This is a genomic window from Amycolatopsis sp. NPDC031561 (assembly GCF_055580625.1).
Window position 1 is genome coordinate 1 of record NZ_JBVILA010000047.1, and the last position, 21,806, is coordinate 21,806.

Here is a 21,806-nt window from a genome sequence, read left to right on the forward strand (position 1 = left end):
TCAGAAGCCGAACTCCATGAACGTCTCCCGATCACACGAGATCCGGCTCCAAGCACACGTGATCCGTCTCTGATCACGCGTGATCACCGCCCGAAAACGCCACTTTTGACCTTCCTCGATAGCCCGAATCGCCAGTCACGAGGACAAGCGCTCCAGGTGCTCGGCTGTCAGCGTGACCTCGGCGGCGGCGAAGTTCTCCTCCAGGTGCGCGATCTTCGCCGTCCCCGGGATCGGCAGGATGACCGGCGACCGCGCGAGCAGCCACGCGAGCCCGATCTGCGCCGTCGTCACCCCGAGTTCTTCCGCGACGGCGGCGATCTCGGCGGTGGCGTTCGACGCGGCGCCGAGCACCGGACGCCAAGGCAGGAAAGCGATCCCGGCCGCCTCACACGCGTTCAGCACCGCTTCGTACTCCCGGTCCACGAGGCTGTAGCGGTTCTGCACGCTCGCGATGTCCACGATCTCGCGTGCCCGCGCGAGTTCGTCCACGGTGACCTCGGACAGCCCGATCCGGCCGATCTTGCCTTCGTCGCGCAGCTCCCGCAGCGCGCCGAGCTGGTCGGCCAGCGGGGTTTCCGGGTCGACGCGGTGCAACTGCAGCAACTCGATCCGCTCGACGCGCAGCCGCCGCAGCCCCTCGCCCACCTGCACGCGCAGGGATTCCGGTCGCCCGTCGTACTTCCAGTCGCCCCCGGTCTGTACGACGCCGACCTTGGTGGTGACCACGAGGTCGTCCGGGTACGGATACAGCGCCTCGGCGAGCAGTTCCTCGTTCGCTCCCCAGCCGTACAAGTGCGCGGTGTCGATCAGGGTGATGCCCAGTTCGACCGCGCGCCGGGCGACCGCGATCGCGTCCTCGCGCCCGGGGCCGGATTCGGTCGGCAGGCGCATGGCACCGAAGCCGAGGCGATGTACGGACAGGTCTCCGCCGATGGCGAACTCGTTCATGGGGGAAACCTAGCGCAGCGGATCCCGCGGAGAGGGCAAATGCGAAGTGTCCGGGAACATGTGGAGCGCGCGCAGGGCGGCGCCGAGCTCGGCGATGTCGGCGGGATCGGTCAGCGAACGGCCCAGTTCCTCGGTGATCCGCTTGAGGCGATGCCGGATCGTGTTGGGGTGGCAGAACATCCGCTCCGACGTCAGTTTCGTGGAGCCCTGGCATTCGAACCACGCCCGCAACGTCAGCAGGAGCACGTTCCGATCGTCGCCGGGCAGGTCCAGGATCGGCCGCAGCACGTGGTGCGCGAGCTGGACCGACGCCTCCGGCGCGCTGGCGACGAGACCGGCGAGCGGAGATTCGTTGAACTGCACCATTCCCGTCGTCCCCGGCGTCATGCTGGAGAGCGCGACCCGTGCGAGGTGCAGCGCGCGGGAGGTGTTCCCGAGACCGGTGAACACCGGGCTGACGCCGATGCGGCCGATCGAGTTCTCCCGCAGCAGCTCGATGATCACCTGGGACGCCGACGGATCCCGCATCGACACGACGCCGACCTGAAGATCCGGGGTGAGCCGCCAGGCGGAGGCGTGATGCCGGTCGCGGAGCCGGTTTTCGATCTGCGGCAAGGGTTCGTGCCCGACGCGCGGGGTCTCCGCCGCGACGACCACGTAGGTCCCGTCGAGCGAGAGTTCCAGCACGCGCGCGATGTCCCACAGCGTGCCCTCGGTCGCGGCGCCACCCGCGAACAGCGCCTCGACCAACGCGGAGCGCCGGCTTTGGTGCGCCAGCATGACTTCGGCGGTGGTGTCACGATAGGTCGTCGTCAGCGCCTCGGCGTAGTCGTCGATCAGCGCCCAGATCGCCGACGTCGCGGCGACGAGGCCGCGAAGGTCCTGGTGTTCGCCCGAAGCGGTCAGTTCGACGAACCGATTCCACACCTCGGTGAGGCCGATCCGGTACGCCCGCAGGAGTTCCGGCAGCGGCGCGCCCTGCAGCGCCCGCGCGCGCCCGGTCGCCCGCGCCTGCGCGAGGTCGGGTTCCTCCGAGCCGCGCAGGGTCCGCATGACGAACTCGAGGTTGTTCCGCACCGAGGTCCGCAGTTCGGCCAGGGAGACGAACTGCGCGTCGTGGTACACCGGCATCTCGGCGCGGATCTGCCCGACGGTGCTGTCGATGAGCCCGGGCAGCTGTTTCTCGACCTCGACGGCCAGTTCGGCGACGACGGCGGCCGAACCTTCACGGAGCACTGTTCTGTAGTGCATGGGCGTCCTCCGGGGCAGGGGCTCCTCGTCGAGCCCCTGGGGAGGTCATCTAACACGACTCACCCGGAAGTGGCCTGCCGAAGCCGAAAAGCTCCGCCGGTGCGGCGAAAAAGTCTACTTTTCGCCGCACCAGCGGGAATTCACATCTTCGCGGCCGCGCTCTTGATGGCTTCGCGGATCCGGAAGTAGGTGCCGCACCGGCAGACGTTCTGGATCGCGTCGATCTCGGCGTCCGTCGGGTTCTTCGTCTTCTTCAGCAACGCCACCGCGGCCATGATCTGTCCCGGCTGACAGTAGCCGCACTGGGCGACGTCCTGTTCCAGCCATGCCTCCTGCACCGGATGCAGGTCGTCGCCGTCGGCGAGGCCTTCGATGGTGGTGACGTCCTTGCCCGAGCAGTCGGACACCGGCGTGACGCACGGGTTGAACGCCTCGCCGTCGAGGTGACTCGTGCATGCCTTGCAGACGTTGATCCCGCAGCCGTACTTCGGGCCGCGGACACCGAGCTTGTCCCGCAGCGCCCACAGCATGGGCAGATCCGCGGGAGCGTCGACGGTGACGGTCTTCCCGTTCACCGTGAAGGTGTAATTGGGCATCGGAACTCCTTGGCGGGGAAGGAAAGTCAGCGGGGGAAAGGCTCGAAGTCGATCGGGAAGTTGATCGGGAAGCTGCGCGGTTTGATCCCGGTCGCCCGCGCGTAGGCGTTCGCGATCGCGCCGACCGGCGCGGGTACGCCGAGCTCCCCGGCGCCGCCGATCTCACCCGTCTCGGGCATGACGAACACCTTGACGTCCTTCGGCGAGTTCTTCTGCCGCGCGTAGTGGAACTGCGAGTAACTGCCCTCCAGCGGCAGCCCCTTGTCGATGTGCAACCCGGCGGTGAGCGTCGTGGAAATGCCGTCGGTCAGGCCGCCGAGCATCTGCGCCTCGATACCGCGCGGGTTGATCGGCTTGCCGACGTCGACCGCGATGGTCGCCTTGGTGACACGCGGATTCTTCGGGTCGCGAGCGTCCATTTCGACCAGGCAAGCGGTGTACGACTTGTACTCACCGTGCACGGCGACGCCCTGCGCGAAGCCCTTGGGCATCTTCTTGCCCCACTCACCGAGTTCGGCGACCTTGTCCAGCACCGCGCGCTGCCGCTCGTTCTTGATGAACTCGCGCCGGAACGCCACCGGGTCCTTGCCGAGCTTCGCGGCGATCTCGTCGACCATGATCTCTTCCGCGCCGCGCGTGCTCGACGAATACACCGACCGCCACGCGCCCGTGTGGAAGTCCACCGGGACCTCGTTGAGCAGTTGCGTGGTGACACCGAAGTTGTACGGCGACTTCACCGTCAACAGGAACACCGTCTGCGCGAAGCTCAGGTTCCCGGCGACCGGCAGCTGGGCGGCGAACGCGGTGAGAACCTCGCCGAGCCCGTGTCCCCAGTCGGTCTCCACGCTGGCGACCCGGTGTTCGAAGCTGAGCACCTGGCCGAGCGCGAAGGTGGCGCGGATCTTGTGGTGGCTCGCGGCGCGGGCGCGGCCGTGCCGCATGTCGTCGATCCGGCTCCACATCAGCCGCACCGGACGCTTCATCGCCTTCGAAATCCGCGCCGCTTCGATCGCGCCGTCGGAGAACAGCCTGCGGCCGAACGACCCGCCCGCCTGCTGGACGTGCACGGTGACCTTGTTCACCGGCAGGCCGAGTTCCGCCGCGATGTTCTGCTTCGCCAGGATCGGGACCTTCATCCCGGACCAGATGGTGGCGCCGTCCGCCCGGACGTCGGCGACCGCCGAGTTGGTCTCCAGCGGCGCGTGGCTCGCGAAGGCGAAGTCGAACTCGCCGTCGACGTACTGGGTCAGCAGCGGCGGCACGACGAAGGGCAGCGCCGCGGCCTGCAGCTTCTTCTTGATCGTCGCGTTGTTCTCGCCGTCGACGGTGCCGCCGTTCCAGGTGACGTCGAGGGCGTTCTTGCCGTCGAGCGCCTGGCCGAAGGTCTCGGCCAGCACCGCGACGCCGGTCTTGATGACGGCGATGTCGATGATGCCCGGCATCGCGCGGACGGCGGCCTCGTTGTTGACCTTCTCGACCGTGCCGTTGATCGTCGGCGGGCGGCGGACCATGGCCGGCTTCGCGCCGGGGATGTCCAGGTCGAGCGTGTACTTCAGCTGCCCGGTGACCATCGCGCGGGCGTCCTTGCGCGACTGCGGCGTGCCGACCAGCTTGTGCGCGGACTCGGCTTTCGGGGTCACCGTGAGCTTCCCCAGGTCGGCGCGGGCGGCGGGCTTGGACAGCGCGCCGTACCCCATCCGGCGGCCGTCGGGCGCGATCACCGAGCCGTCCCTTGTGGACAGACGATCGGCCTGGGCACCCCACTGCCGCGCGGCGGTCGCGACCAGGCGGGCACGGGCGGCGGCCGCCGCGGTCCGCACCGGCGTGTACAGCGAACGCATCGTGTTGGAGCCGCCGGTCAGCTGGTTGAACAGCAGTTCCGGACGGGCGTCGGAGAGCACGACGTCGACGCGGTCGAGCGCCAGGTCCAGCTCTTCGGCGACGAGCATCGCGTTCGCCGTGGTGATGCCCTGGCCGACCTCGGTCCGCGGCAGCTCCAGCCGCACGCGGCCGTCTTCGCGGACTTCGAGCACGAGCAGACCGGCGGTGGGGGCGTTCGAAAGGATCAGGACATCGCCGAGGTCGAGGATCTCGGCCGGGCCGGGCAGGGTCGGGATGACCGCTTCGGCCTCTTCGGGGGCGAAGCCGTCGATGCCGATCTTCGTGGCGATCGTGAGGGTGGGCGCGGCGACGAGGAAGCTCAGGAACCGGCGACGGCCGAGGCCGCCGGGGTCCTGCTCTTGGGTTCCAGTGGTGGGACTGGCCATCGGGAAGATCCCTTCGAGAGCGCGCGGTGAAGGCGGGGACCCTCGCGCGGCCCGGGGTCGGATGGCGACACGCTAGGCATCGGCATTCGGCCTAGTCAACGCGGAGTAGTCGGGTCAGCCCATCTGTGTGACGAGGTGACAGCGAAGGGCCCCAAATGTGTGCCGCGCCACAGCGAGACCCCGCGTTTAGTCCTCTAGTTGCGGTAGTTGCACGCGCTAAGGACCGCAACTAGAGGACTAATCGCGGAGGGGCGCTAGATGGAGTCGCGCTCCCGGCCTGCTTCGAGCAGGTCTTCGCGGGCGCGGGCGATGCGCGAGCGCACGGTGCCGACCGGGCAGCCGCAGATCTCGGCGGCCTCGGCGTACGAAAGCCCCAGCACCTGGGTGAGGACGAGGACCTCACGCCGTTCCGGGTCGAGCCCGTCGAGCAGCATCCGCAGCTCCACGAGGTCTTCGAAGCCCGCGACACCCTCCGCCTGACGGGCGCCGCGGCGCTCGGCGATGGCTTCCCAGTCGACGTCGGCGAGCTTCGGACGTGCCGAAGCCGCCCGGATGCGGTCGACGACCACGCGGCGCGCGATCGACAGGAGCCAGGTCCGCGAGGAGGACCGTCCGGCGAACCTTCGCAGGCTGCCGAAGGCGCGCAGGTACGTCTCCTGGGTGAGATCGTCGGCGGCACTGACGTCGGCGAGGTGCGCGACGAAGCGCCAGACGTCGGCCTGTGTGGCCCGCACCCAGTCCTCGAGCGCCCGCCGGTCACCGCGGGCGGCGTCGAGAGCGAGCGCGGTCACCCGCTCGTCGTCGTGGTTGCGCGCCCCGGCCATACGAGAAACGTAGCAGCGTCCCGGGAACCGGGGCAGGCCCGCGCCCGACAAGTGAGATGTGAAGTGCGAGACCTGCCGCGAGGCCCTGTCGGCCCGGCTCGACGGCGAAACCGAACCCGCCCCGCCCGAGGCGGTCGACCGGCACGTGGCCGGCTGCGCCGCCTGCCGTTCGTGGCTCGCCCGCGCCGAACGGCTGCACCGGACGCTGCTGGTCCGGCCCGCTCCCCCGGTCCCGGACCTCACCGCCCTGATCATGGAGCGCACGCCCGCCCCGCCGAGCGAGGGCTGGCCCGCCAGGATCGCGCTCGCCCTGGTCGCGATCGCGCAGCTCGGCCTCGCCTTCGCCCAGCTGCTGGGCGTCGAAGACCACGGTGCCGGACACAGCGCGGAAACCCTGGTCGGGCACCTTTCGCACGAGAGCAGCGCGTGGAACCTCGCCGTCGGGGTCGGACTCGGCTGGGCGGCCTTCCGCACGAAGGCCGCGGCCGGGCAACTGCCGGCGCTGACCGGTTTCGTCGCGCTGCTGCTGGCGTTGTCGGCGGGCGACCTCGTCACCGGGCAGGTCACCGCCGGGCGCGTGCTGACCCACGGCCTGGTCGTCCTCGGCCTGGTGCTGCTGTTCGTGGTGAACCGCCAGCATCGCCTGCGCACCCGCCCGAGCCCCGCGACGACCGCCGACAGCCCCGATTCGTACTCCACGGAAACGAACCACGAGACCGGTGAAGTCCCCGAACGACCCCGCCAGCACAAGGGATTCCGGCGCCCGGCGAGCCGCCACGTCGCCTGACCGAAGAATGACCTGTTTGGTCTAGACCATTACCGGTCACTGGGAGCACCCGTCCGGACACCGGGTGAATCACCGGATTTCGCGCGCGGCGTGCGCGAGTTGCGGCCCGGACACGTTTACTGTCACCGAGAACCACCGAATGTAAACCTTCTTGCCCTTTTCGGGCCGGACCCGATTACTTTGGTGGGAACACTTTGGTTCGACAGGAGGCGAAGCTCGTGGTTGGCGCAGAAAGTCCGCCCGTCGGCACCCCCGCCGGGATGCGGAAGATCAATCAGCGCGCCGTGCTGGACCTCCTGCGCCGCAGCGGCCCCGCGACGCGGCCGCAAGTCGCCAAGGACACCGGTCTTTCGAAACCCACGGTGAGCCAAGCGTTACTGGCCCTCGAAGCGGCCGGTCTCGCCAGGGCGACCGGGCACACCTCCACCGGCACCGGCCGGTCCGCCGTCCTCTACGAAGCGGATCCCACGGCCGGTTACGTCCTCGGTGTCGACATCGGACGCGAGCACCTCCGCGTCGCCGTCTCGGATCTCGGCCACACCGTGGTCGCCCGCCGTGACGAGCGGAACACCTCGCGCTCGGGCACCGCGCTCGTCAGCGCGGTGGGCGCCCTCGCCGCGGCGACGGTGCGCGAAGCGGGACTGAGCCAGGCCGACATCGTCGTACGCGTCCTGGGCTCCCCCGGCGTCGCGGATCCGGCGAAACGCTGCTTCCGGCACGCGCCGAACCTGCCCGGCTGGGGCAAGGCGGGCCTGCTCGACGAACTCGAAGGCGTCCTCGGCCCGGACCTGATGGTCGAGAACGACGCGAACCTCACCGCCGTCGGCGAATGGGAACGCGGTGCCGCGCGCGGCGCGTCCGTGTTCGGCTGCATCACCATCGGCACCGGCGTCGGCATGGGCGTGATGGTCAACGGCGAGGTCTTCCGCGGCGCGACGGGCGCGGCGGGCGAGATCGGCTACCTGCCCTACGGCCAATCGCACGCGGCGGACGCCCCGCCGGTCCGCGGCCACCTCGAAGAGGCGACAGCGGCGCAGTCCGTGGTCCGCGGCGCGCGCGAACTCGGCCTCGGCACGGCGAAATCGGCCCGCGAGGTCTTCCGTCTCGCCCGCGACGGCGACGAACTCGCCCTGCGCGCCGTCGAGGCGGAGGCGGACAGGCTCGCCTACACGGTGGCCTCGGTGGCCGCGGTGATCGACCCCGAACTGATCGTGCTCGGCGGCGGTATCGGCACCGCGGCCGATCTGCTGCTCGACCCGATCGACCGCGCCCTGCGGTCCTTCACCCCGCTCGTCCCGTCGGTCGTCCAGGGCGAACTGGGCGACGACGGCGTGCTGACCGGCGCGATCAGCGTCGGGCTGCGTGCCGCCGAGGGCCTGGTCTTCGAACGGAAGGTCGGCGCGGCCTAACCCGCCCGCCAGGCCTTGCCGCCGGCGCTCAGCCGCCACGGCATCAGCTTCAGCACGGTGATGTCCGGACTCAGCGGGTCTTCGCCGCCCATGATCTTCGGGTCGAAACCGAGCGGTTCCGGCGTTTCCGACGCCAGGCGCCACAGGTGCCGTCGCGTTTCCTCGTCGTCGGCGTAACCGGCGCCGCATTCGGCGACGGCGACCTCGTGCGCCGGATCCCAGTACGAGCACGAGACGAACGGCGTCCGCGCCAGATGCGCTTTCTTCAGCGGTGTCGGCCGGGTGAACAGGTGCCCGACGAGCCCGCCGTCCCGCCGTTCCCAGAGCGGATGCACCACTCTCGACCTCGGCCGTCCACGGGTGTCGACCGTCGCGAGCGAACACCAGACGACGCGATGCGCGACACGGACGAACTCCTCCACCAGCTCCCGCGGCGGCGTGCTAGATTCCACAACCATGGTTGTGGATCCTACGCCGTCGAACCTCGACCTGTCACTTGTCTCGCTGTTCGCGGGCTGGGCGATGGCGGACGAGGTCCAGCGGCGGCTGATCGCCGACGGACTCGGCGAACCACGCTTCAACGACGGCGTGGTGTTCCAGCACGTCCTCGCCGGACCGCTGTCGATCTCCGCGCTGGCCGAGCGGATGGGCGTGACCCAGCAGGCGGCCTCGAAGGCCGTCGCCGATCTGGAACGCCGGGGCCTGCTGCGACGCGAGCCGGATCCCGCCGACGCGCGGACCCGGCTGCTGCACCTGACCGAAACCGCCGAGAGAACCGTCGAAGGGGCGCGGAAGCACCGCGCCGCGCTGGAAAAGGAACTCACCGCCGAATTCGGTGAAGAGCGGGTCGCGGACGCGAAGGCCTTGCTGGCCGGGATCCTCGGCCGCTATGGGGCGGCGGAAGCGATCCGCGGCCGCCGGGTATTACCTCCGGGGTAATCGACGGCGGAGCGCGTCCGCGAAACGATGTCCGTATGACCACAGCCAAGAAGATCGTCCTCGACTGCTTCGAGAACCTGTTCGTGCACAAGGACTTTGCCGCAGCGGCCGCGAACGTGCACCCGGATTTCGTCACCCACAGCCCGGGTCTCCCGTCGGGCCGTGACGCTTTCGTGGCGGCGGTGAAGAGTTCGCCGCTGGCGAGCGCCGAAGTCACCGTCAAACGCGTGATCGCCGACGACGATCACGTCGTCGTGCACCTGCACGTCGTCCCGGCGGGCGACGAGCGCGGCGCGGCCGTCGTCGACATCGTCCGGGTGGAGAACGGGCTCATCGTGGAGCACTGGGACGTCAAGCAGCAGGTGCCGTCCGGCGCCGAGATGTTCTAGGGCTTGATGATCAGGCAGGTGCTCGACGCGGTCGCGAGCACCTTGCCCTGCCCGTCGCGGATGTCGCCCTCGGCGAACGCGACGCGCGAACCGGCCTTCACGACCCAGCCGTGCGCGCGGATCTCCCCCACCGAGCCGGAAATGGCGCGCAGGTAGTTCACCTTCAGCTCGACCGAGGTGTAGCCGACCCCGGCGGGCAGGGTCGAGTGCACCGCGCACGCCACCGCCGAGTCCAGCAGGGTCGCCGCGACACCCCCGTGCACGGTCCCGATCGGGTTGTACAGCGACTCGTCCGGCGTCGCGGCCAGCACGACGTCACCTTCGGCCACGCTCACCCAGCGCATGCCGAAATGCGCCGAGATCGGCGGCGGTGGGATCCGTCCTTCGGCGATCCCCGACAGGTACGCCAGCCCGGACAATTCCAGCCCGAGCTTGGCGGTGGGCAGCGGATCCTGCCAGGTCACGGTCTTCTGCCTGGTCTCCCCGGTGACGTCGACGGTCATCCGTACCTCCTAAGACGATCGTCCTAGACTTGACTAAGACGGTCGTCCTAGTCAAGGACTATGCTGGGCGACGTGTCCGATACCACCACCCGCGAGCGGATGATCTCGACCGCGATGGCGCTCTTCCGGCGCGAGGGTTACCAGGCGACCTCGTGGCGGCGGCTCGTCGAGCAGGCGGGGACGCCGTGGGGGTCGGCGTACCACCACTTCCCCGGCGGCAAGGAGCAGCTGGCGGTCGCCGCGATCGAACTCGGCACCGCCGTCGTGGCCAAGACGGTGCGCCGCGCCTTCGAGCGCAACGAGACCGTCGAGGAAGCCGTGAGGTGGTGGTATCGCAAGGCGGCCGAGGCACTGGCCGCCGACGACTACCGCGGCGGCTGCCCGCTCGCCACGATCACGCTGGAGATGGCGCACGCCTCGCCCGCGATCACCAAGGCGTGCCAGGACGCGTTCGCCGCCTGGCACGTGCTGCTGGTGGACCTGCTCGGCGGCCACGATGTCGAGGACGCCGACGACATCGCGGCCGCCATCGTGAACAACCTCGAAGGTGCCCTGCTGGTCAGCCGGATCCACCGGTCACCCGATCCGCTGGAGCGGGCAGCGCGGCACGTCGCACTCGTGGTCCACGCCGCCTAACATCGCCGTGTGAGCATCGAGCCGGACCGGGTGGACGCCGCCGTCGCGGGCATGGGCGACCGCGAGGCGATCACCGAATGGGCACAACGGTTCTCGCTCGTCGCGGATCCGTCGCGGCTCGCGCTGCTGGTCTCCATCCACTACGCGCGCGAGATCAGTGTCACCGATCTCGCCGCCGCCACCGGGATGACCGACACCGCCGTCTCGCAGGCGTTGCGGCTGTTGCGCGCGCACGGCCTGGTGACGGCCCGGCGCGACGGCCGGATCGTCCGCTACAGCCTCGCCGACGCGACCGTCCACGAACTGATCCACCTGGTGCGGCCGCATCCCGGAAGCTGAGCGGGCACCGGCGGGCGCGGGTAGCGTGCGGAGGCATGATCGGTCTGCCCGACACCATCACGGCCTGCCTCTTCGACCTCGACGGCGTGCTGACCGGCACCGCGGCCCAGCACCGCGAAGCGTGGAAACGCACGTTCGACGAGTTCCTGCGCGCCCGCGACGGTGACACCTTCTCCCCGTTCACCGACACCGACTACGCCGCCTACGTCGACGGAAGGCCGAGGGCCGACGGCGTCCGCACCTTCCTCACCTCGCGCGGGATCGAACTGCCCGAGGGAAAGCCGGACGACGGGATCGACGCCGCCACCGTCAACGGCGTCGGGAACCGCAAGAACCAGCTGGTCCTGAAGATCATCGACGAAGAGGGCGTCACCCCGTACCCGGGTTCCGTGCGCTACCTGGAAGCGGCGAAAGCGGCGGGCCTGCGCATCGGCGTCGTCACCTCGTCGGCCAACGGCGCGAAGGTGCTCGACGCCGCCGACCTGACCAAATTCGTCGAAGCGCGGATCGACGGGATCGTGCTCGCCGAAAAGGGACTGCGCGGCAAGCCCGCCCCCGATTCGTTCCTCGCCGGCGCTGAGGCGTTCGACGTCGCCCCCGAGAACGCGGCGGTCTTCGAGGACGCGCTCGCGGGCGTACAGGCGGGCAAGGACGGCGGTTTCGGTTACGTGGTCGGGGTGAACCGCGCGCATCAGGCCGGGGAACTGCTCGAACACGGGGCCGACGTCGTGGTGGACGACCTCGCCGAACTCCTGGAGGATCGCAAGTGACCGAATCGCCTCTTCACGGCTACGAGGTCTCGCCCTGGGAACTGCGCTGGCACGGCATGGACGTCGATGCCCTTCAGCGCACCGAGTCGGCCTTCGCGCTGTCCAACGGGCACATCGGGCTGCGCGGCACCCTGGAAGAGGCCGAACCCCGCGGCCTGCCGGGCACCTACCTCAACGGTTTCTACGAACAGCACGACCTTCCCTACGCGGAAACCGGTTACGGCTACCCGGAAGAAGGACAGACCGTCGTCAACGTGACCGACGGCAAGATCATCCGGCTGCTGGTCGAGGACGAACCGCTCGACATGCGGTACGGCCAGGCGACCGAGCACGACCGCGTCCTCGACTTCCGCAAGGGCACGCTCACGCGCGAGACCGTGTGGTCCTCGCCGACCGGGCGCCGGGTCCGGGTGCGGACCGAACGCCTGGTCTCGTTCACCCAACGGGCCGTCGCCGCGATCCGGTACGAGGTCGAACCGCTCGACGACGAACTGCAACTGGTGGTGCAGTCGGATCTGCTCGCCAACGAGCCGATCGAATCCGACACCCGCGATCCCCGGGTCGCGGCCGCCTTGGAGTCGCCGCTGGTCGCGGAGTACCAGCACGCCGAGGCCTATCACGCCGTGCTGGTGCACCAGACCCGCCGGTCCGGGCTGCGGATGGCGGCGGCGATGGACCACAAGATCGACGTCAACGACGGGGTCCGCACGCATATCGAGGCCGAAGAGGATCTGGCGCGGCTGACCGTCGCCGTCGACGTGCCCAAGGGCGGACGGCTGCGGATCACCAAATTCCTCGCCTACGGCTGGTCCGCGCAGCGTTCGGTGCCCGCGGTGCGCGCCCAGGTGGAGGCCGCGCTGGCGGGCGCGCGGCAGACCGGCTGGAAGGGTTTGCTCGCCGAGCAGAAGGAGTTCCTCGACGACTTCTGGGAGACCTCGGACATCGAGATCGACGGCGACCCGGAACTCCAGCAGGCGGTACGGTTCTCGCTCTTCCATCTCCTGCAGGCCGGCGCCCGCGGTGAGGCGAGGGCCTTGGCGGGCAAGGGGTTGACCGGCCCCGGCTACGACGGGCACGCGTTCTGGGACACCGAAACCTTCGTCCTTCCCGTCCTCACCTACAGCATGCCGGACGCCGCCCGCGACGCCCTGCGCTGGCGTCACTCCACTTTGGACAAAGCGAGGGAAAGGGCGACGCAGCTGGGTTTGCGCGGCGCGGCGTTCCCCTGGCGGTCCATCAACGGCGCGGAATGCTCGGCGTACTGGCCCGCGGGCACGGCGGCGTTCCACGTCAGCGCCGACATCTCGGACGCTGTCGTGCGCTATCTCAACGCCACCGGCGACAGCGAGTTCCTGCGGACCTGCGGCGCGGAACTGCTCCTCGAAACCGCGCGGATGTGGTCGTCGCTGGGCCACTACGACCGCCAGGGCCGGTTCCGGATCGACGGTGTCACCGGACCGGACGAGTATTCCGCGGTGGCGGACAACAACGTCTACACGAACCTGATGGCACGCCGGAACCTCTTCTACGCCGCCGAAATCTGCGGGCAGCACGAAGACATCGCGACCGCGTTCGACGTCCACGCGGACGAGGTCGAGTCGTGGCGCAAGGCGGCCGAGTCGATGCTGGTGCCCTACGACGAGGACCTCGGCGTCCACCCGCAGTCCGAAGGGTTCCTCGAACACGACGAGTGGGATTTCGAGGCCACGGAACCGGACTTCTACCCGCTGCTGCTGAACTTCCCGTACTTCGACCTGTACCGCAAGCAGGTGGTCAAGCAGGCGGATCTGGTGCTCGCGCTGCACCTGTGCGGCGATTCCTTCACCCCGGAGGAAAAGGCGCGCGACTTCGCCTACTACGAGGCGCGGACGGTGCGGGATTCCTCGCTGTCGGCGGGAACGCAAGCCGTGGTCGCGGCCGAGGTCGGCCATCTCGAACTGGCCTACGACTACCTCGCCGAGGCCGCGCTCACCGACCTGCACGACGTGCACAACAACGTCCGCAACGGCCTGCACCTCGCCTCGCTGGCCGGCGCGTGGCAAGGCACCGTCGCCGGGTTCGGCGGCCTGCGTGACCACGGCGGACGGCTGACCTTCGCGCCGCGGCTGCCGCCGCAGCTACGGCGGATCGCGTTCCGGCTGACCTTCCGCGGCACGCGGTTCCAGGTCGAGATCGAGGGCGACGGCGCGACGTATCACGTGATCACCGGGGAGCCGCTGGAACTCGCGCACCACGGTGAAACCTTCACCGTGAACTCCGAGCCGGTGCGGCTGCCGATCCCGGCGCTCGATCCGGGTCCGGCGCCGGTGCAGCCGCCGGGCCGGGCCCCGGTGCGGCGGCGCCCCAAGGACGCGTGAGCGACCCCTCGCGATGCTATGAAAGGCCCGTTACTTGCAAAATTTGCAAGTAACGGGCCTTTCATAGCACGCGCGGACGCTCAATCCGGAGGTTCGACCGGTACTTCGCCGCTGCCCGGCACGCCGTCGACCTCCTCGGTGCCGTGCGGGCCGATGTCGCGGTTGGGCGCGCTCGGCACGTCGGTCTTCGGCTGGGTCTTCCGGAGGTCCTCGAGGTCTTCTTCGTCGTCCTGCCCGAAGCTCTTCTTGCTTTCCCTCATGTGTCCGGGGTACCCGTTCGCGACCGGATCCGCCAGCTTTCAGGCGGCTTTCGCCGGTTTTCCTTCCAACGTGACCAGGCCGTCGAGCATGCCGAGCAGCAGGCCGTCCCTGGTGGACCACGGGCAGATGGCGACCTGGCCACCGGAAAGCGTCAGCAGCGCCTCGGCGACGATCGCGCCCGCGAGCGCCTGGTGGGAGCGCTGGCGCGAGATGCCGGGCAGTTCGGCGCGGCGTTTCGCGGGCAGCTTCGCCAGCCGCGGGATCCACGCGCGGAGGTCGTCGAGGTGCAGTTCCCGCGCGCGGGACGGCCGGTCGCCGGCGAGCCGGGCGAGTTGCCGCAGCACCTTGGAGCAGCCGACGGCGCGGTGGTCGCGGATCTGCGGCAGGACTTCCTGCATCGCGTCGCGGACCTCGTCGAGGACGTGTTCCCGCATCGCCCGGACGACCTTGGGCGACGGGCATTCGGTGGCGAACCAGTCCCGCGTCAGCGAGCGGGCGCCGAGCGGCAGGGAGTGCGCGAACTCGGCTTCCTCCGCCACCCCCGCGGCGAGTTCGACGGTCCCGCCACCGATGTCGAGCACCAGTAGCCCTCCCGCCGAGGCGCCGTACCACCGGCGCGCGCCGACGTAGGCCAGTTCGGCTTCGCGACGGCCGGTCAGGAACCGCAGTTTGACCCCGGTGGCCTTCGCGACGTCGCAGACGACCTGCTTCACGTTGGCCGCGTCGCGGATCGACGAAGTGGCGAGCGGGTACACGTCTTCGACGCCGTGCTTGGCGGCCATGGTCATGCCCGCCTCGACGGCCGACGCGACCGCGTCGATGCCACGCCGGGTCAAGTTCCCGTCGTCATCGAGTTCCCTGTCGAGCCGCAGGCGCGTCTGGTGGCTCAGCACGGGGTCGAGCGGCGAACCACCCTTGGCCAGAACCACCAGCCGCGCACTGAACGACCCGACGTCCAGGACCGCGGCGGACGGCTCCTCGATCTGCTTGCGCACGCGAGGCACCTCACCTTCGTCGCGAACGGATTCCCCCGAGGTCTCGCTTCCACTCCTGATAATGGCGGATTTCCCGGCCGTTCAGGCGTGGTTTACGTTCTCTTTCCACCGGAAGGCCGTTTTTTGACCACGATGAGGGTGAACCAGCGCAGGTCAAGTATACCGTATCGATACAGGTGAGAGGTTCGACTCCTTCGCGCGGCTAACCAACGAGTTCGCGAAGCTTCGAAACCTGGGCGACGCGGGCCTCCCGGCCGGGCAGCAGCGGGTTGACCACCAGCGTGGTCGCGCCCGCCTCGCGGAAGGCGGCCAGCCGCTCCTTGACGTAGCCCTCGGGCCCGATCAGCGAGATCGCCCTGATCAGTTCCGTCGGCACGGCCGCGGCGGCTTCCTCCTTCTTGCCGTCCAGGTACAGGTCCTGGATGAGCTTGGCTTCGGCTTCATAGCCGTAGCGCTGCGCGAGGCTGTTGTAGAAGTTCTTGCCCCGCGCGCCCATCCCGCCGATGTACAGCGCCAGCATGCCGCGCAGGTGGTCCAGCAGCCCCTCGACGTCGTCGCCGATCGCCAGCGCGGTGCCGACGAAGGTGTCCAGCTCGCCCAGCGACGGGTCGCGCTTCGCCTTGCCCTCCGCCAGCGACGCGCCCCAGACGTCGGCGGCCTTCTCGGGGTGGAAGAAGATCGGCTCCCAGCCCTCGGCGAGCTCGGCGGTGAGCGCGACGTTCTTCGGGCCGATCGAGGCCAGCAGGATCGGGATCCGCGAACGCACCGGGTGGTTGATCAGCTTCAGCGGTTTGCCGAGGCCCGTGCCCTGCTCCGGCGGCAGCGGGATGTTGTAGTGCGTGCCGGAGTGCACGACCTTCTCCCGGCGCCACACCTGACGGCAGATGTCGATGATCTCGCGGGTCCTGCCGAGCGGCGCGTCGTACTTCACGCCGTGGAAACCCTCGATGACCTGCGGACCGGACGCGCCGATGCCGAGGGTGAACCGGCCGTCGGAGACGAAGTCGAGTCCGGCGGCGGTCATCGCGGTCAGCGTCGGCGTCCGCGTGTAGATCTGGAAGATGCCGGAGGCGATCTGGACCCGCTCGGTCTTCGCCGCGACGTAGCCGAGCTGGCTGACCGCGTCGAACGAGTAGGCCTCGGGGACGAAGACGATGTCCAGCCCGGCCTTCTCCAGCTCGACGATGTCCGCCACGCTCTCGGCGAAGCCACCGGCGTAGCTGATCGCGGTTCCGATCCTCATCCGTATCTCCTCACAAGTTACTGAGCGTTCGCTTAGCGATAGTATGCCCGGTGCAGGGTCGCCGCGAACTCCAGAACGATGCCACCATCTTCGTGCATTCGCCGGGCTCCCTCCAGGAACCGGCGGCGGAACTCCTCACCGCGCCCGGACGGCAGCGCCGAGATCATCTCGGCCAGCCCCCGCGGCATCATCCAGTCCAACAGGTCGTCCGGACCGGCCAGTGGTTTGGGCAATTCGACGGTTTCCCTCGTCAGGTCTTCGAACCCGGCCTCGACGAGCAGCGCGTCGAGCTGGTCGAACGTCATCGGGCCGGGCTGTGCGGCCTTCGGCTCGGCGGCCCCGCCGGGAGCGAAGAACTCCAGGCTCAGGTCCTGGAACCACGCCAGGCGGCCGACGGACTGCCGTTCCAAGGACAGCGCGACCGTGCCGCCCGGCGTCAGCACCCGCCGGAACTCGGTGAGCGCGGCAAGCGGGTCGTCGAGGACCTGCATCACGAAACCGGCGGTGACCAGGTCGAACGACTCGTCCGCGAACCCCGTCCGGTAGAGGTCTCCCTCGCTCGCGGAGATCTCCGGGTGTTCTTCGGCCAGCCGTCGCATCATCAACGGTGACGCGTCGATCGCGGTGACGGCGCAGCCCTTGGCCAGCGCCGCCCGCGCGACCGCCCCGCGCCCGGCCCCGACGTCGAGCAGCCGGGTGCCGGGCGCGGGATCCGCGAAAGCGACGAGGTCCCTCCCCACGTCGGCGACGTAGAAGAAGATGTCCTCGTAGCGGTCCACGAGCTGGTCGTACTTGGCCTTCGCCTGGGCTGCGGTCACCATCGGGCGAGGGTATTTACGCTTCCCAGCGCCGAGATACCGCTATTTGTGTGCGGCCACCCACTCCTTCACCACGTTGTCCAGCACTCGCAGCGGCAGGATCCCGTTGCTCAGCACGACCTCGTGGAAGCCCTTGATGTCGAACCGGTCCCCGAGCGCGGCCTCGGCCTCGGCACGGATCCGCTCGATCTCCAGCCGCCCCACCATGTACGACAGCGCCTGCCCCGGATACGCGGCGTACCGGTCGATCTCGGCTTCGATCTCCACCCGCGCCATCGGCGTGTTCTCGACCAGGTAGTCCACCGCCCGCTGACGGCTCCAGCCGAGCGCATGCATCCCGGTGTCGACGACCAGGCGGCCGGCCCGCATCGAGTCCTGCGTGAGCATGCCGAACCTGGTCAGCTCGCTGGAGTACAGGCCCATCTCGTCGGCGAGGCGCTCCGAGTAGAGACCCCAGCCTTCGACGTAGGCGTTGACGTCGGCATGGCTCCGCAGCATCGGCAGCCCCTTGAGGTGGTGCGCGATGCAGATCTGGAAATGGTGCCCCGGAACGGCTTCGTGGAACGCGATCGCCTCGCTGGTGTGCTTGGGCCGCTGATCCGCTTCGTAGGTGTTCGCGTAGTACGTGCCCGGACGGGAGCCGTCGAGCGCGGCCTCCAGGTAGTACGCGAGCGTGCCACCCGGCGCCTCCGCGGGCGGCACCGGCTCCACCTGGCATTTTTCCTCGGGAATGGTCGAGAACCACTGGGGGGCGACGGCTTCGGCACGGGCGATGGCGTCACGCGCGGCGTCGAGCAGTTCGTCTCCGTCGCGCCAGCGCAGGGCCGGGTCGGTACGGAGCCGCTCGAAGATCTCGCCGAGATCCTTGGTGTCGAAGATCTTCTCGCCCAGCTCGCGATACTGGTCGGCCAGTTTCGCGATCATGTCGAGGCCGGTGTCGTGCAGGTCCTGCGCGGTGCGCTCGGTGGAGGTGTGCGCCCGGATCAGCGCGGCGTACTTCTCCTGGCCGCCCGGCAGCGCGCACAGTCCCGGCTCCTCCTCGGGCTTCGCGAGGGGACGCAGTTCGCCGTCGAGGAAGTCGCGGTACCGCCGGTACGCGGGCCGGACCACCTCGGCGAGCAGCCGGTCGCGCTCGGTTTCGTAGCCCTCCACGGAAACGGACGCGGTGAGTGCCAGCGGGTCGCCCGCCTCGTCACCGAGATACCGCTCCACGTAAGCGACACCGCTCTCGACGAGGAAGCCGGGCGGCACCAGTCCTTCGGCCGCCGCCGCGCGCTGGCGCACGATCAACGCGTCCAAATAGGACCCGAGTCCTTCAAGGCGTTCGAGATAACCCCGGACCCGTTCCTCGTCGGTCAGCGCCAGCATCGCGAGTTCGTTGAGGACCGACAACGCGGGCGAGGCCAGCCCGTCGCTGACCGAGATGTCCGCGGAGCGGGAGTCGGCGAGGTCGATCATCGCCTTCGCCTGCTGGATCACGACCTCGCGGGTGACCGCCTCGGTCGCGGAAAGTCCCTCGACGGCGAGGGCTTCGGCCCGCTCGGCGATGGCGGCCGCCGACGCGCGCTGGGCCGCCACGGCCTCGGTGCTCGGGTCGGGCAGTGAGCCGTCGTGACCGGGCAGCCCGAGCAAGGACCGCCACAGCGGGTACTCCTCGAACTTGAGCTCCATCAGTTCGCCGGCGAGGCTGTTCGGGGTGTCGCCGTGGCCGGCGACCCAGTCGCGGACCACGCCGTCCAGCACCGAAAGCGGCAGCGAGCCACCACCGAGCACGACGTCGTGGAAGGCCTTGATGTCGAACCGGCCGCCCAGCGTCAGCTCGGCTTCTTCGCGGATGCGCTGGATCTCCAGCCGCCCCACCATGTACGACAGCGCCTGGCCGGGGAAGGCGATGTAACGGTCCACTTCGGACTCGATCTCGACCAGCGCCATCGGCGTGTTCTCGGTGAGGAAGTCGATGGCCTGGCGGCGGCTCCAGCCCAGCGCGTGCAGGCCGGTGTCGACGACAAGGCGCCCGGCGCGCATCGAATCCATGGTCAGCATGCCGAGCTTCGCGACGTCGTCGGAGTACAGGCCCATCTCGTCGGCGAGGCGCTCGGTGTAGAGGCCCCAGCCCTCGGCGTACGCGTTGAAGTCGCCGATGCGGCGCAGCAACGGGAGTTCGGAGAGTCCCTGCGCGAGACTCAGCTGGAAGTGGTGCCCGGGAATGGCCTCGTGGAACGCCGTCGCCTCGGCCGCGTGCCGGAACCGCTCCTCGGCCTTGTGGGTGTTGGCGAAGTAGATGCCCGGCCGGGAGCCGTCGATCGCGGGCCACATGTAGTACGCGGCGGGCGCGCCGGGCGCCGATTCGGCGGGGACCGCCTCGACCTTCCACGGCTGCGGCGGGATCCGGCCGAACCACTTCGGCGCCTCGGCTTCGGCCCTGGTGATGGCCGCGCGGGCGGAATCGAGCATCTCGTCGGCGTTGGACCAGCGCAACGCCGGGTCGGTGCGGAGCTTGCTGAAGATCTCCGCGAGGTCGGTGGTGCCGAAGACGTTCGAGCCGTACTCGCGGTACTCGGCGGCGAGGTTCGCGATCACGTCGAGCCCGGTCTGGTGCAGCTCACGCGGGGTGCGGACGGTCGTGGTGTGCAGTTCGGCGAGCAGGGCGTAGATGCGCTCGCCGTCGGGCAGCCAGCAGACGCCGGGCTTGTCCTCGGGGCGGCCGTGCGGCGCGATCTCCTTCGCGAGCACCTCGCGGTACTCCGTGATCGCGGGCCGGACGACGTCGCGCAGCAGGTCGGCGCGCCGGGTCTCGAAGTCGTCGTCGGGCGCGGGCTGGCGCAGCAGCGGGTCGGCCGACGGGTCGGCGAGGTGCCGGTCGAGGTACGCGACGGTGGATTCGACGAGGTACGCGACCGGGACCAGGCCGCGGGCGACGCCGTCGCGATGCCGCTGAGCGGCCTGCCGGAGGAATTCGGGGATCGCGGCGATCCGCCCGAGGTGGGCCTCCGCCTGCGCGCCCGTGCCGACCGACATCATCGGCAGCACGGTCAGCACCTCGGCGGCGGGCGAGATGAACAGGTCGCTGATGGTGAACTCGACGAACCGCGAGTCCAGCAGCGCGATCTTCGCCCGCGCCGACGCGATCAGGACGTCCCGGGTGGTCTTCTCCTCCGCGCTCAAGCCGTCGGTCCCGAGCGCTTCGGCCCGCTCGGCGAGGCCGGCGAGCTTCGCGCGGAAGACGTCTCCCGCGGCCTCGCTGAGATCGGTGAGCCCGGTCGATTCCGGGCGGAAGCCCTGCAAAGCGGGCGTGACCGGCTCGGCGTCGAAGAGGACTTCGACGAACTCGTCGGCGAGGGCGGAGACTTCGCTCATGTTTCTTCCCCAGGGGTCGGTGGAGGCGGTATCCCCGACCCTAATGGAGACCACGACCTACCGAAGCCGGGTTTTGCGGCACGCGGGCGGGCACTCCCGCGGCGCCGGGGGCGAGGCGGTAGCGTTCCCGGACGTGGCCGTGACCGATCCCGTGGATATCCGTCTGCTCGCCGCCCTCGCGGACCTGGGCAAGGCGGCCGTACACGAACTCGCGGCCAAGGTGGGGATGGATCCGCGCGAGGTCGCGTACCGGCTCGTCGCCCTCTCCGGCAGCGGGTTGCCGCTGCTCGTCGGCGTGGAAAGCGACCCGAACGGGCTACGCGCCGCCATCGCGAGCTCGCCGCCTTCCTGGGCACAGCAGCAGCAACCTCAGCAGCGTCCGCCCGCGCAGGGATCCGGACCGCACAACGTCCAGGGCACCCCCTCGGGTCCGTACAACGTCCAGGGGACGCCGTCGGGGCCGTACAACGTGCACGGAACGCCGTCAGGCCGCTACCCCGGCCCGCCGTCGGCTCCGGTCCGTCAGCCGATGGCACCGCCGCAGCAGCGCCCGCCCGCCCCTCAGCCGCAGTTCGCCGCTCCCCCGATGGCGCCCGCCGACCCGGTGATGAGCACCTGGGGCGTCCCGCAGACGGCGTCGTGGGCACGCGGCGACGAGCAGCAGCCCGCGCCGCGGCAGGTCCCGGAGGGCAAGAAGGGCAAGACCGGCGACGTCATGGAGACCCAGGGCCTGGAGGGCGAGCAGCTCACCGTCCAGCTGCTCGAGGTCCAGGATCCGGCGGACTACCTGTTCAGCGCGGCGGGTTACTCCCTGGAAGCCGGGGAACGGTCGGTCGTGGTGCACACCGAGATCACCAACCGCGGGAACATCCCGTTCGTCTCGCTGCCGGACAACTACCTCGAACTGCTCACCGCGGACGGCAAGCCGGTCACGAAGGCGCCGGTGTCCCTGACCTCGCGGCCGCCGCACAAGATCGGCGTCCGGCCCGGCGAGACCCTCGGCGGCCACACCGTCTACGTGCTGCCGGACGCCACCCGCGTGGTCGCCGTGCGCTGGTCGCCTCGGCCGGAACCCGACGAGCGCACGCTGACCTGGTCGATCGACGACTAGCCCGGC

General features: G+C 69.7%; 21 protein-coding genes. 9 read left to right on the forward strand and 12 right to left on the reverse strand.

Translation table 11 applies throughout. From position 1 onward, the window contains the following. Positions 1–135 precede the first annotated feature (135 nt). The 5 genes from ACZ5IK_RS43970 to sigC form a co-directional block, all read right to left on the reverse strand. Positions 136–948, reverse strand: a complete 813-nt coding sequence (locus tag ACZ5IK_RS43970; protein ID WP_465493157.1) for an aldo/keto reductase — start codon at positions 946–948, stop codon at positions 136–138. Positions 949–957: 9 nt separating this feature from the next. After that, positions 958–2,199, reverse strand: a complete 1,242-nt coding sequence (locus ACZ5IK_RS43975; protein ID WP_101609362.1) for a PucR family transcriptional regulator — start codon at positions 2,197–2,199, stop codon at positions 958–960. A 140-nt stretch (positions 2,200–2,339) separates the two neighbouring features. Beyond that, complete coding sequence (locus tag ACZ5IK_RS43980) at positions 2,340–2,795, reverse strand: (2Fe-2S)-binding protein (RefSeq protein ID WP_073848534.1); 456 nt, start codon at positions 2,793–2,795, stop codon at positions 2,340–2,342. A gap of 26 nt (positions 2,796–2,821) precedes the next feature. After that, positions 2,822–5,062 (reverse strand): xanthine dehydrogenase family protein molybdopterin-binding subunit, encoded by a 2,241-nt coding sequence (locus tag ACZ5IK_RS43985; RefSeq protein WP_465493158.1) that lies wholly within the window; start codon positions 5,060–5,062, stop codon positions 2,822–2,824. A 254-nt stretch (positions 5,063–5,316) separates the two neighbouring features. Continuing rightward, positions 5,317–5,886: an RNA polymerase sigma factor SigC gene (gene sigC, locus ACZ5IK_RS43990; protein ID WP_465493159.1), complete on the reverse strand. Its 570-nt coding sequence runs from the start codon at positions 5,884–5,886 to the stop codon at positions 5,317–5,319. Between the two features lie 58 nt (positions 5,887–5,944). Between sigC and ACZ5IK_RS43995 the strand changes: the two genes are divergently transcribed. Together ACZ5IK_RS43995 and ACZ5IK_RS44000 are read left to right on the forward strand one after the other, a co-directional pair. After that, positions 5,945–6,673 carry a zf-HC2 domain-containing protein gene (locus ACZ5IK_RS43995; protein WP_465493160.1) on the forward strand — a complete coding sequence of 243 codons (729 nt, stop codon included), beginning with the start codon at positions 5,945–5,947 and terminating at the stop codon, positions 6,671–6,673. A 218-nt stretch (positions 6,674–6,891) separates the two neighbouring features. Continuing rightward, positions 6,892–8,082 (forward strand): ROK family transcriptional regulator, encoded by a 1,191-nt coding sequence (locus tag ACZ5IK_RS44000; RefSeq protein ID WP_101609366.1) that lies wholly within the window; start codon positions 6,892–6,894, stop codon positions 8,080–8,082. Here the strand turns inward: ACZ5IK_RS44000 and ACZ5IK_RS44005 are convergent. Beyond that, complete coding sequence (locus tag ACZ5IK_RS44005; RefSeq protein ID WP_465493161.1) at positions 8,079–8,540, reverse strand: pyridoxamine 5'-phosphate oxidase family protein; 462 nt, start codon at positions 8,538–8,540, stop codon at positions 8,079–8,081. The two genes, ACZ5IK_RS44000 and ACZ5IK_RS44005, sit on opposite strands and share 4 nt — an antisense overlap. Here ACZ5IK_RS44005 and ACZ5IK_RS44010 point away from each other — a divergent pair. Further along, complete coding sequence (locus ACZ5IK_RS44010) at positions 8,539–9,021, forward strand: MarR family winged helix-turn-helix transcriptional regulator (protein ID WP_465493162.1); 483 nt, start codon at positions 8,539–8,541, stop codon at positions 9,019–9,021. The genes ACZ5IK_RS44005 and ACZ5IK_RS44010 overlap by 2 nt on opposite strands. 35 nt (positions 9,022–9,056) lie before the next feature. Continuing rightward, entirely contained in the window at positions 9,057–9,410 is a 354-nt protein-coding gene (locus ACZ5IK_RS44015; protein WP_465493163.1) for a nuclear transport factor 2 family protein, read from the forward strand. Here ACZ5IK_RS44015 and ACZ5IK_RS44020 read toward each other — a convergent pair. Beyond that, positions 9,407–9,913: a PaaI family thioesterase gene (locus ACZ5IK_RS44020; RefSeq protein WP_465493164.1), complete on the reverse strand. Its 507-nt coding sequence runs from the start codon at positions 9,911–9,913 to the stop codon at positions 9,407–9,409. The two genes, ACZ5IK_RS44015 and ACZ5IK_RS44020, sit on opposite strands and share 4 nt — an antisense overlap. 72 nt (positions 9,914–9,985) lie before the next feature. Between ACZ5IK_RS44020 and ACZ5IK_RS44025 the strand changes: the two genes are divergently transcribed. From ACZ5IK_RS44025 to ACZ5IK_RS44040, 4 genes are read left to right on the forward strand one after another with little or no spacing between them, the layout of a single operon-like run. Continuing rightward, the gene (locus ACZ5IK_RS44025) at positions 9,986–10,549 is read left to right on the forward strand and encodes a TetR/AcrR family transcriptional regulator (protein WP_465493165.1); all 564 of its coding nucleotides are present in this window, start codon (positions 9,986–9,988) and stop codon (positions 10,547–10,549) included. A 51-nt stretch (positions 10,550–10,600) separates the two neighbouring features. After that, positions 10,601–10,888: an ArsR/SmtB family transcription factor gene (locus tag ACZ5IK_RS44030; protein WP_101613373.1), complete on the forward strand. Its 288-nt coding sequence runs from the start codon at positions 10,601–10,603 to the stop codon at positions 10,886–10,888. Positions 10,889–10,923: 35 nt separating this feature from the next. Beyond that, on the forward strand, positions 10,924–11,658 hold the full coding sequence (locus tag ACZ5IK_RS44035) for an HAD family hydrolase (RefSeq protein ID WP_101609372.1): 735 nt from the start codon (positions 10,924–10,926) through the stop codon (positions 11,656–11,658). After that, on the forward strand, positions 11,655–14,015 hold the full coding sequence (locus ACZ5IK_RS44040) for a glycoside hydrolase family 65 protein (RefSeq protein ID WP_465493166.1): 2,361 nt from the start codon (positions 11,655–11,657) through the stop codon (positions 14,013–14,015). Before ACZ5IK_RS44035 ends, ACZ5IK_RS44040 begins: the two co-directional genes overlap by 4 nt. An 80-nt stretch (positions 14,016–14,095) precedes the next feature. Here the strand turns inward: ACZ5IK_RS44040 and ACZ5IK_RS44045 are convergent, their stop codons facing one another. The 5 genes from ACZ5IK_RS44045 to ACZ5IK_RS44065 all read right to left on the reverse strand — a co-directional run bounded on the left by ACZ5IK_RS44045 (position 14,096) and on the right by ACZ5IK_RS44065 (position 20,689). After that, the gene (locus ACZ5IK_RS44045; protein WP_101609374.1) at positions 14,096–14,275 is read right to left on the reverse strand and encodes a hypothetical protein; all 180 of its coding nucleotides are present in this window, start codon (positions 14,273–14,275) and stop codon (positions 14,096–14,098) included. Between the two features lie 39 nt (positions 14,276–14,314). After that, positions 14,315–15,271 (reverse strand): Ppx/GppA phosphatase family protein, encoded by a 957-nt coding sequence (locus ACZ5IK_RS44050; RefSeq protein WP_465493167.1) that lies wholly within the window; start codon positions 15,269–15,271, stop codon positions 14,315–14,317. A gap of 202 nt (positions 15,272–15,473) precedes the next feature. Continuing rightward, positions 15,474–16,514, reverse strand: a complete 1,041-nt coding sequence (locus ACZ5IK_RS44055; protein WP_465493168.1) for an LLM class F420-dependent oxidoreductase — start codon at positions 16,512–16,514, stop codon at positions 15,474–15,476. A 32-nt stretch (positions 16,515–16,546) separates the two neighbouring features. Continuing rightward, positions 16,547–17,335, reverse strand: a complete 789-nt coding sequence (locus ACZ5IK_RS44060) for a class I SAM-dependent methyltransferase (protein ID WP_465493169.1) — start codon at positions 17,333–17,335, stop codon at positions 16,547–16,549. A gap of 39 nt (positions 17,336–17,374) precedes the next feature. Next, on the reverse strand, positions 17,375–20,689 hold the full coding sequence (locus ACZ5IK_RS44065; protein WP_465493170.1) for a DUF885 domain-containing protein: 3,315 nt from the start codon (positions 20,687–20,689) through the stop codon (positions 17,375–17,377). A 133-nt stretch (positions 20,690–20,822) separates the two neighbouring features. On the opposite strand from ACZ5IK_RS44065, the gene ACZ5IK_RS44070 reads away from it, so the two are divergent. Continuing rightward, positions 20,823–21,800: an AsnC family protein gene (locus ACZ5IK_RS44070; RefSeq protein ID WP_465493180.1), complete on the forward strand. Its 978-nt coding sequence runs from the start codon at positions 20,823–20,825 to the stop codon at positions 21,798–21,800. The last annotated feature ends 6 nt before the right edge of the window (positions 21,801–21,806 follow it).

Bases quoted from the DNA above. Each gene is read 5' to 3' on its own strand.
- ACZ5IK_RS43975 (WP_101609362.1), bottom strand. From the start codon at position 2,199: ATGCACTACAGAACAGTGCTCCGTGAAGGTTCGGCCGCCGTCGTCGCC.
- ACZ5IK_RS44015 (WP_465493163.1), top strand. From the start codon at position 9,057: ATGACCACAGCCAAGAAGATCGTCCTCGACTGCTTCGAGAACCTGTTC.
- ACZ5IK_RS43980 (WP_073848534.1), bottom strand. From the start codon at position 2,795: ATGCCCAATTACACCTTCACGGTGAACGGGAAGACCGTCACCGTCGAC.
- ACZ5IK_RS43985 (WP_465493158.1), bottom strand. From the start codon at position 5,062: ATGGCCAGTCCCACCACTGGAACCCAAGAGCAGGACCCCGGCGGCCTC.
- ACZ5IK_RS44055 (WP_465493168.1), bottom strand. From the start codon at position 16,514: ATGAGGATCGGAACCGCGATCAGCTACGCCGGTGGCTTCGCCGAGAGC.
- ACZ5IK_RS44020 (WP_465493164.1), bottom strand. From the start codon at position 9,913: ATGACCGTCGACGTCACCGGGGAGACCAGGCAGAAGACCGTGACCTGG.
- ACZ5IK_RS44065 (WP_465493170.1), bottom strand. From the start codon at position 20,689: ATGAGCGAAGTCTCCGCCCTCGCCGACGAGTTCGTCGAAGTCCTCTTC.
- ACZ5IK_RS44030 (WP_101613373.1), top strand. From the start codon at position 10,601: ATGGGCGACCGCGAGGCGATCACCGAATGGGCACAACGGTTCTCGCTC.
- ACZ5IK_RS44035 (WP_101609372.1), top strand. From the start codon at position 10,924: ATGATCGGTCTGCCCGACACCATCACGGCCTGCCTCTTCGACCTCGAC.
- ACZ5IK_RS44060 (WP_465493169.1), bottom strand. From the start codon at position 17,335: ATGGTGACCGCAGCCCAGGCGAAGGCCAAGTACGACCAGCTCGTGGAC.
- ACZ5IK_RS43970 (WP_465493157.1), bottom strand. From the start codon at position 948: ATGAACGAGTTCGCCATCGGCGGAGACCTGTCCGTACATCGCCTCGGC.
- ACZ5IK_RS44010 (WP_465493162.1), top strand. From the start codon at position 8,539: ATGGTTGTGGATCCTACGCCGTCGAACCTCGACCTGTCACTTGTCTCG.
- ACZ5IK_RS44005 (WP_465493161.1), bottom strand. From the start codon at position 8,540: ATGGTTGTGGAATCTAGCACGCCGCCGCGGGAGCTGGTGGAGGAGTTC.
- sigC (WP_465493159.1), bottom strand. From the start codon at position 5,886: ATGGCCGGGGCGCGCAACCACGACGACGAGCGGGTGACCGCGCTCGCT.
- ACZ5IK_RS44045 (WP_101609374.1), bottom strand. From the start codon at position 14,275: ATGAGGGAAAGCAAGAAGAGCTTCGGGCAGGACGACGAAGAAGACCTC.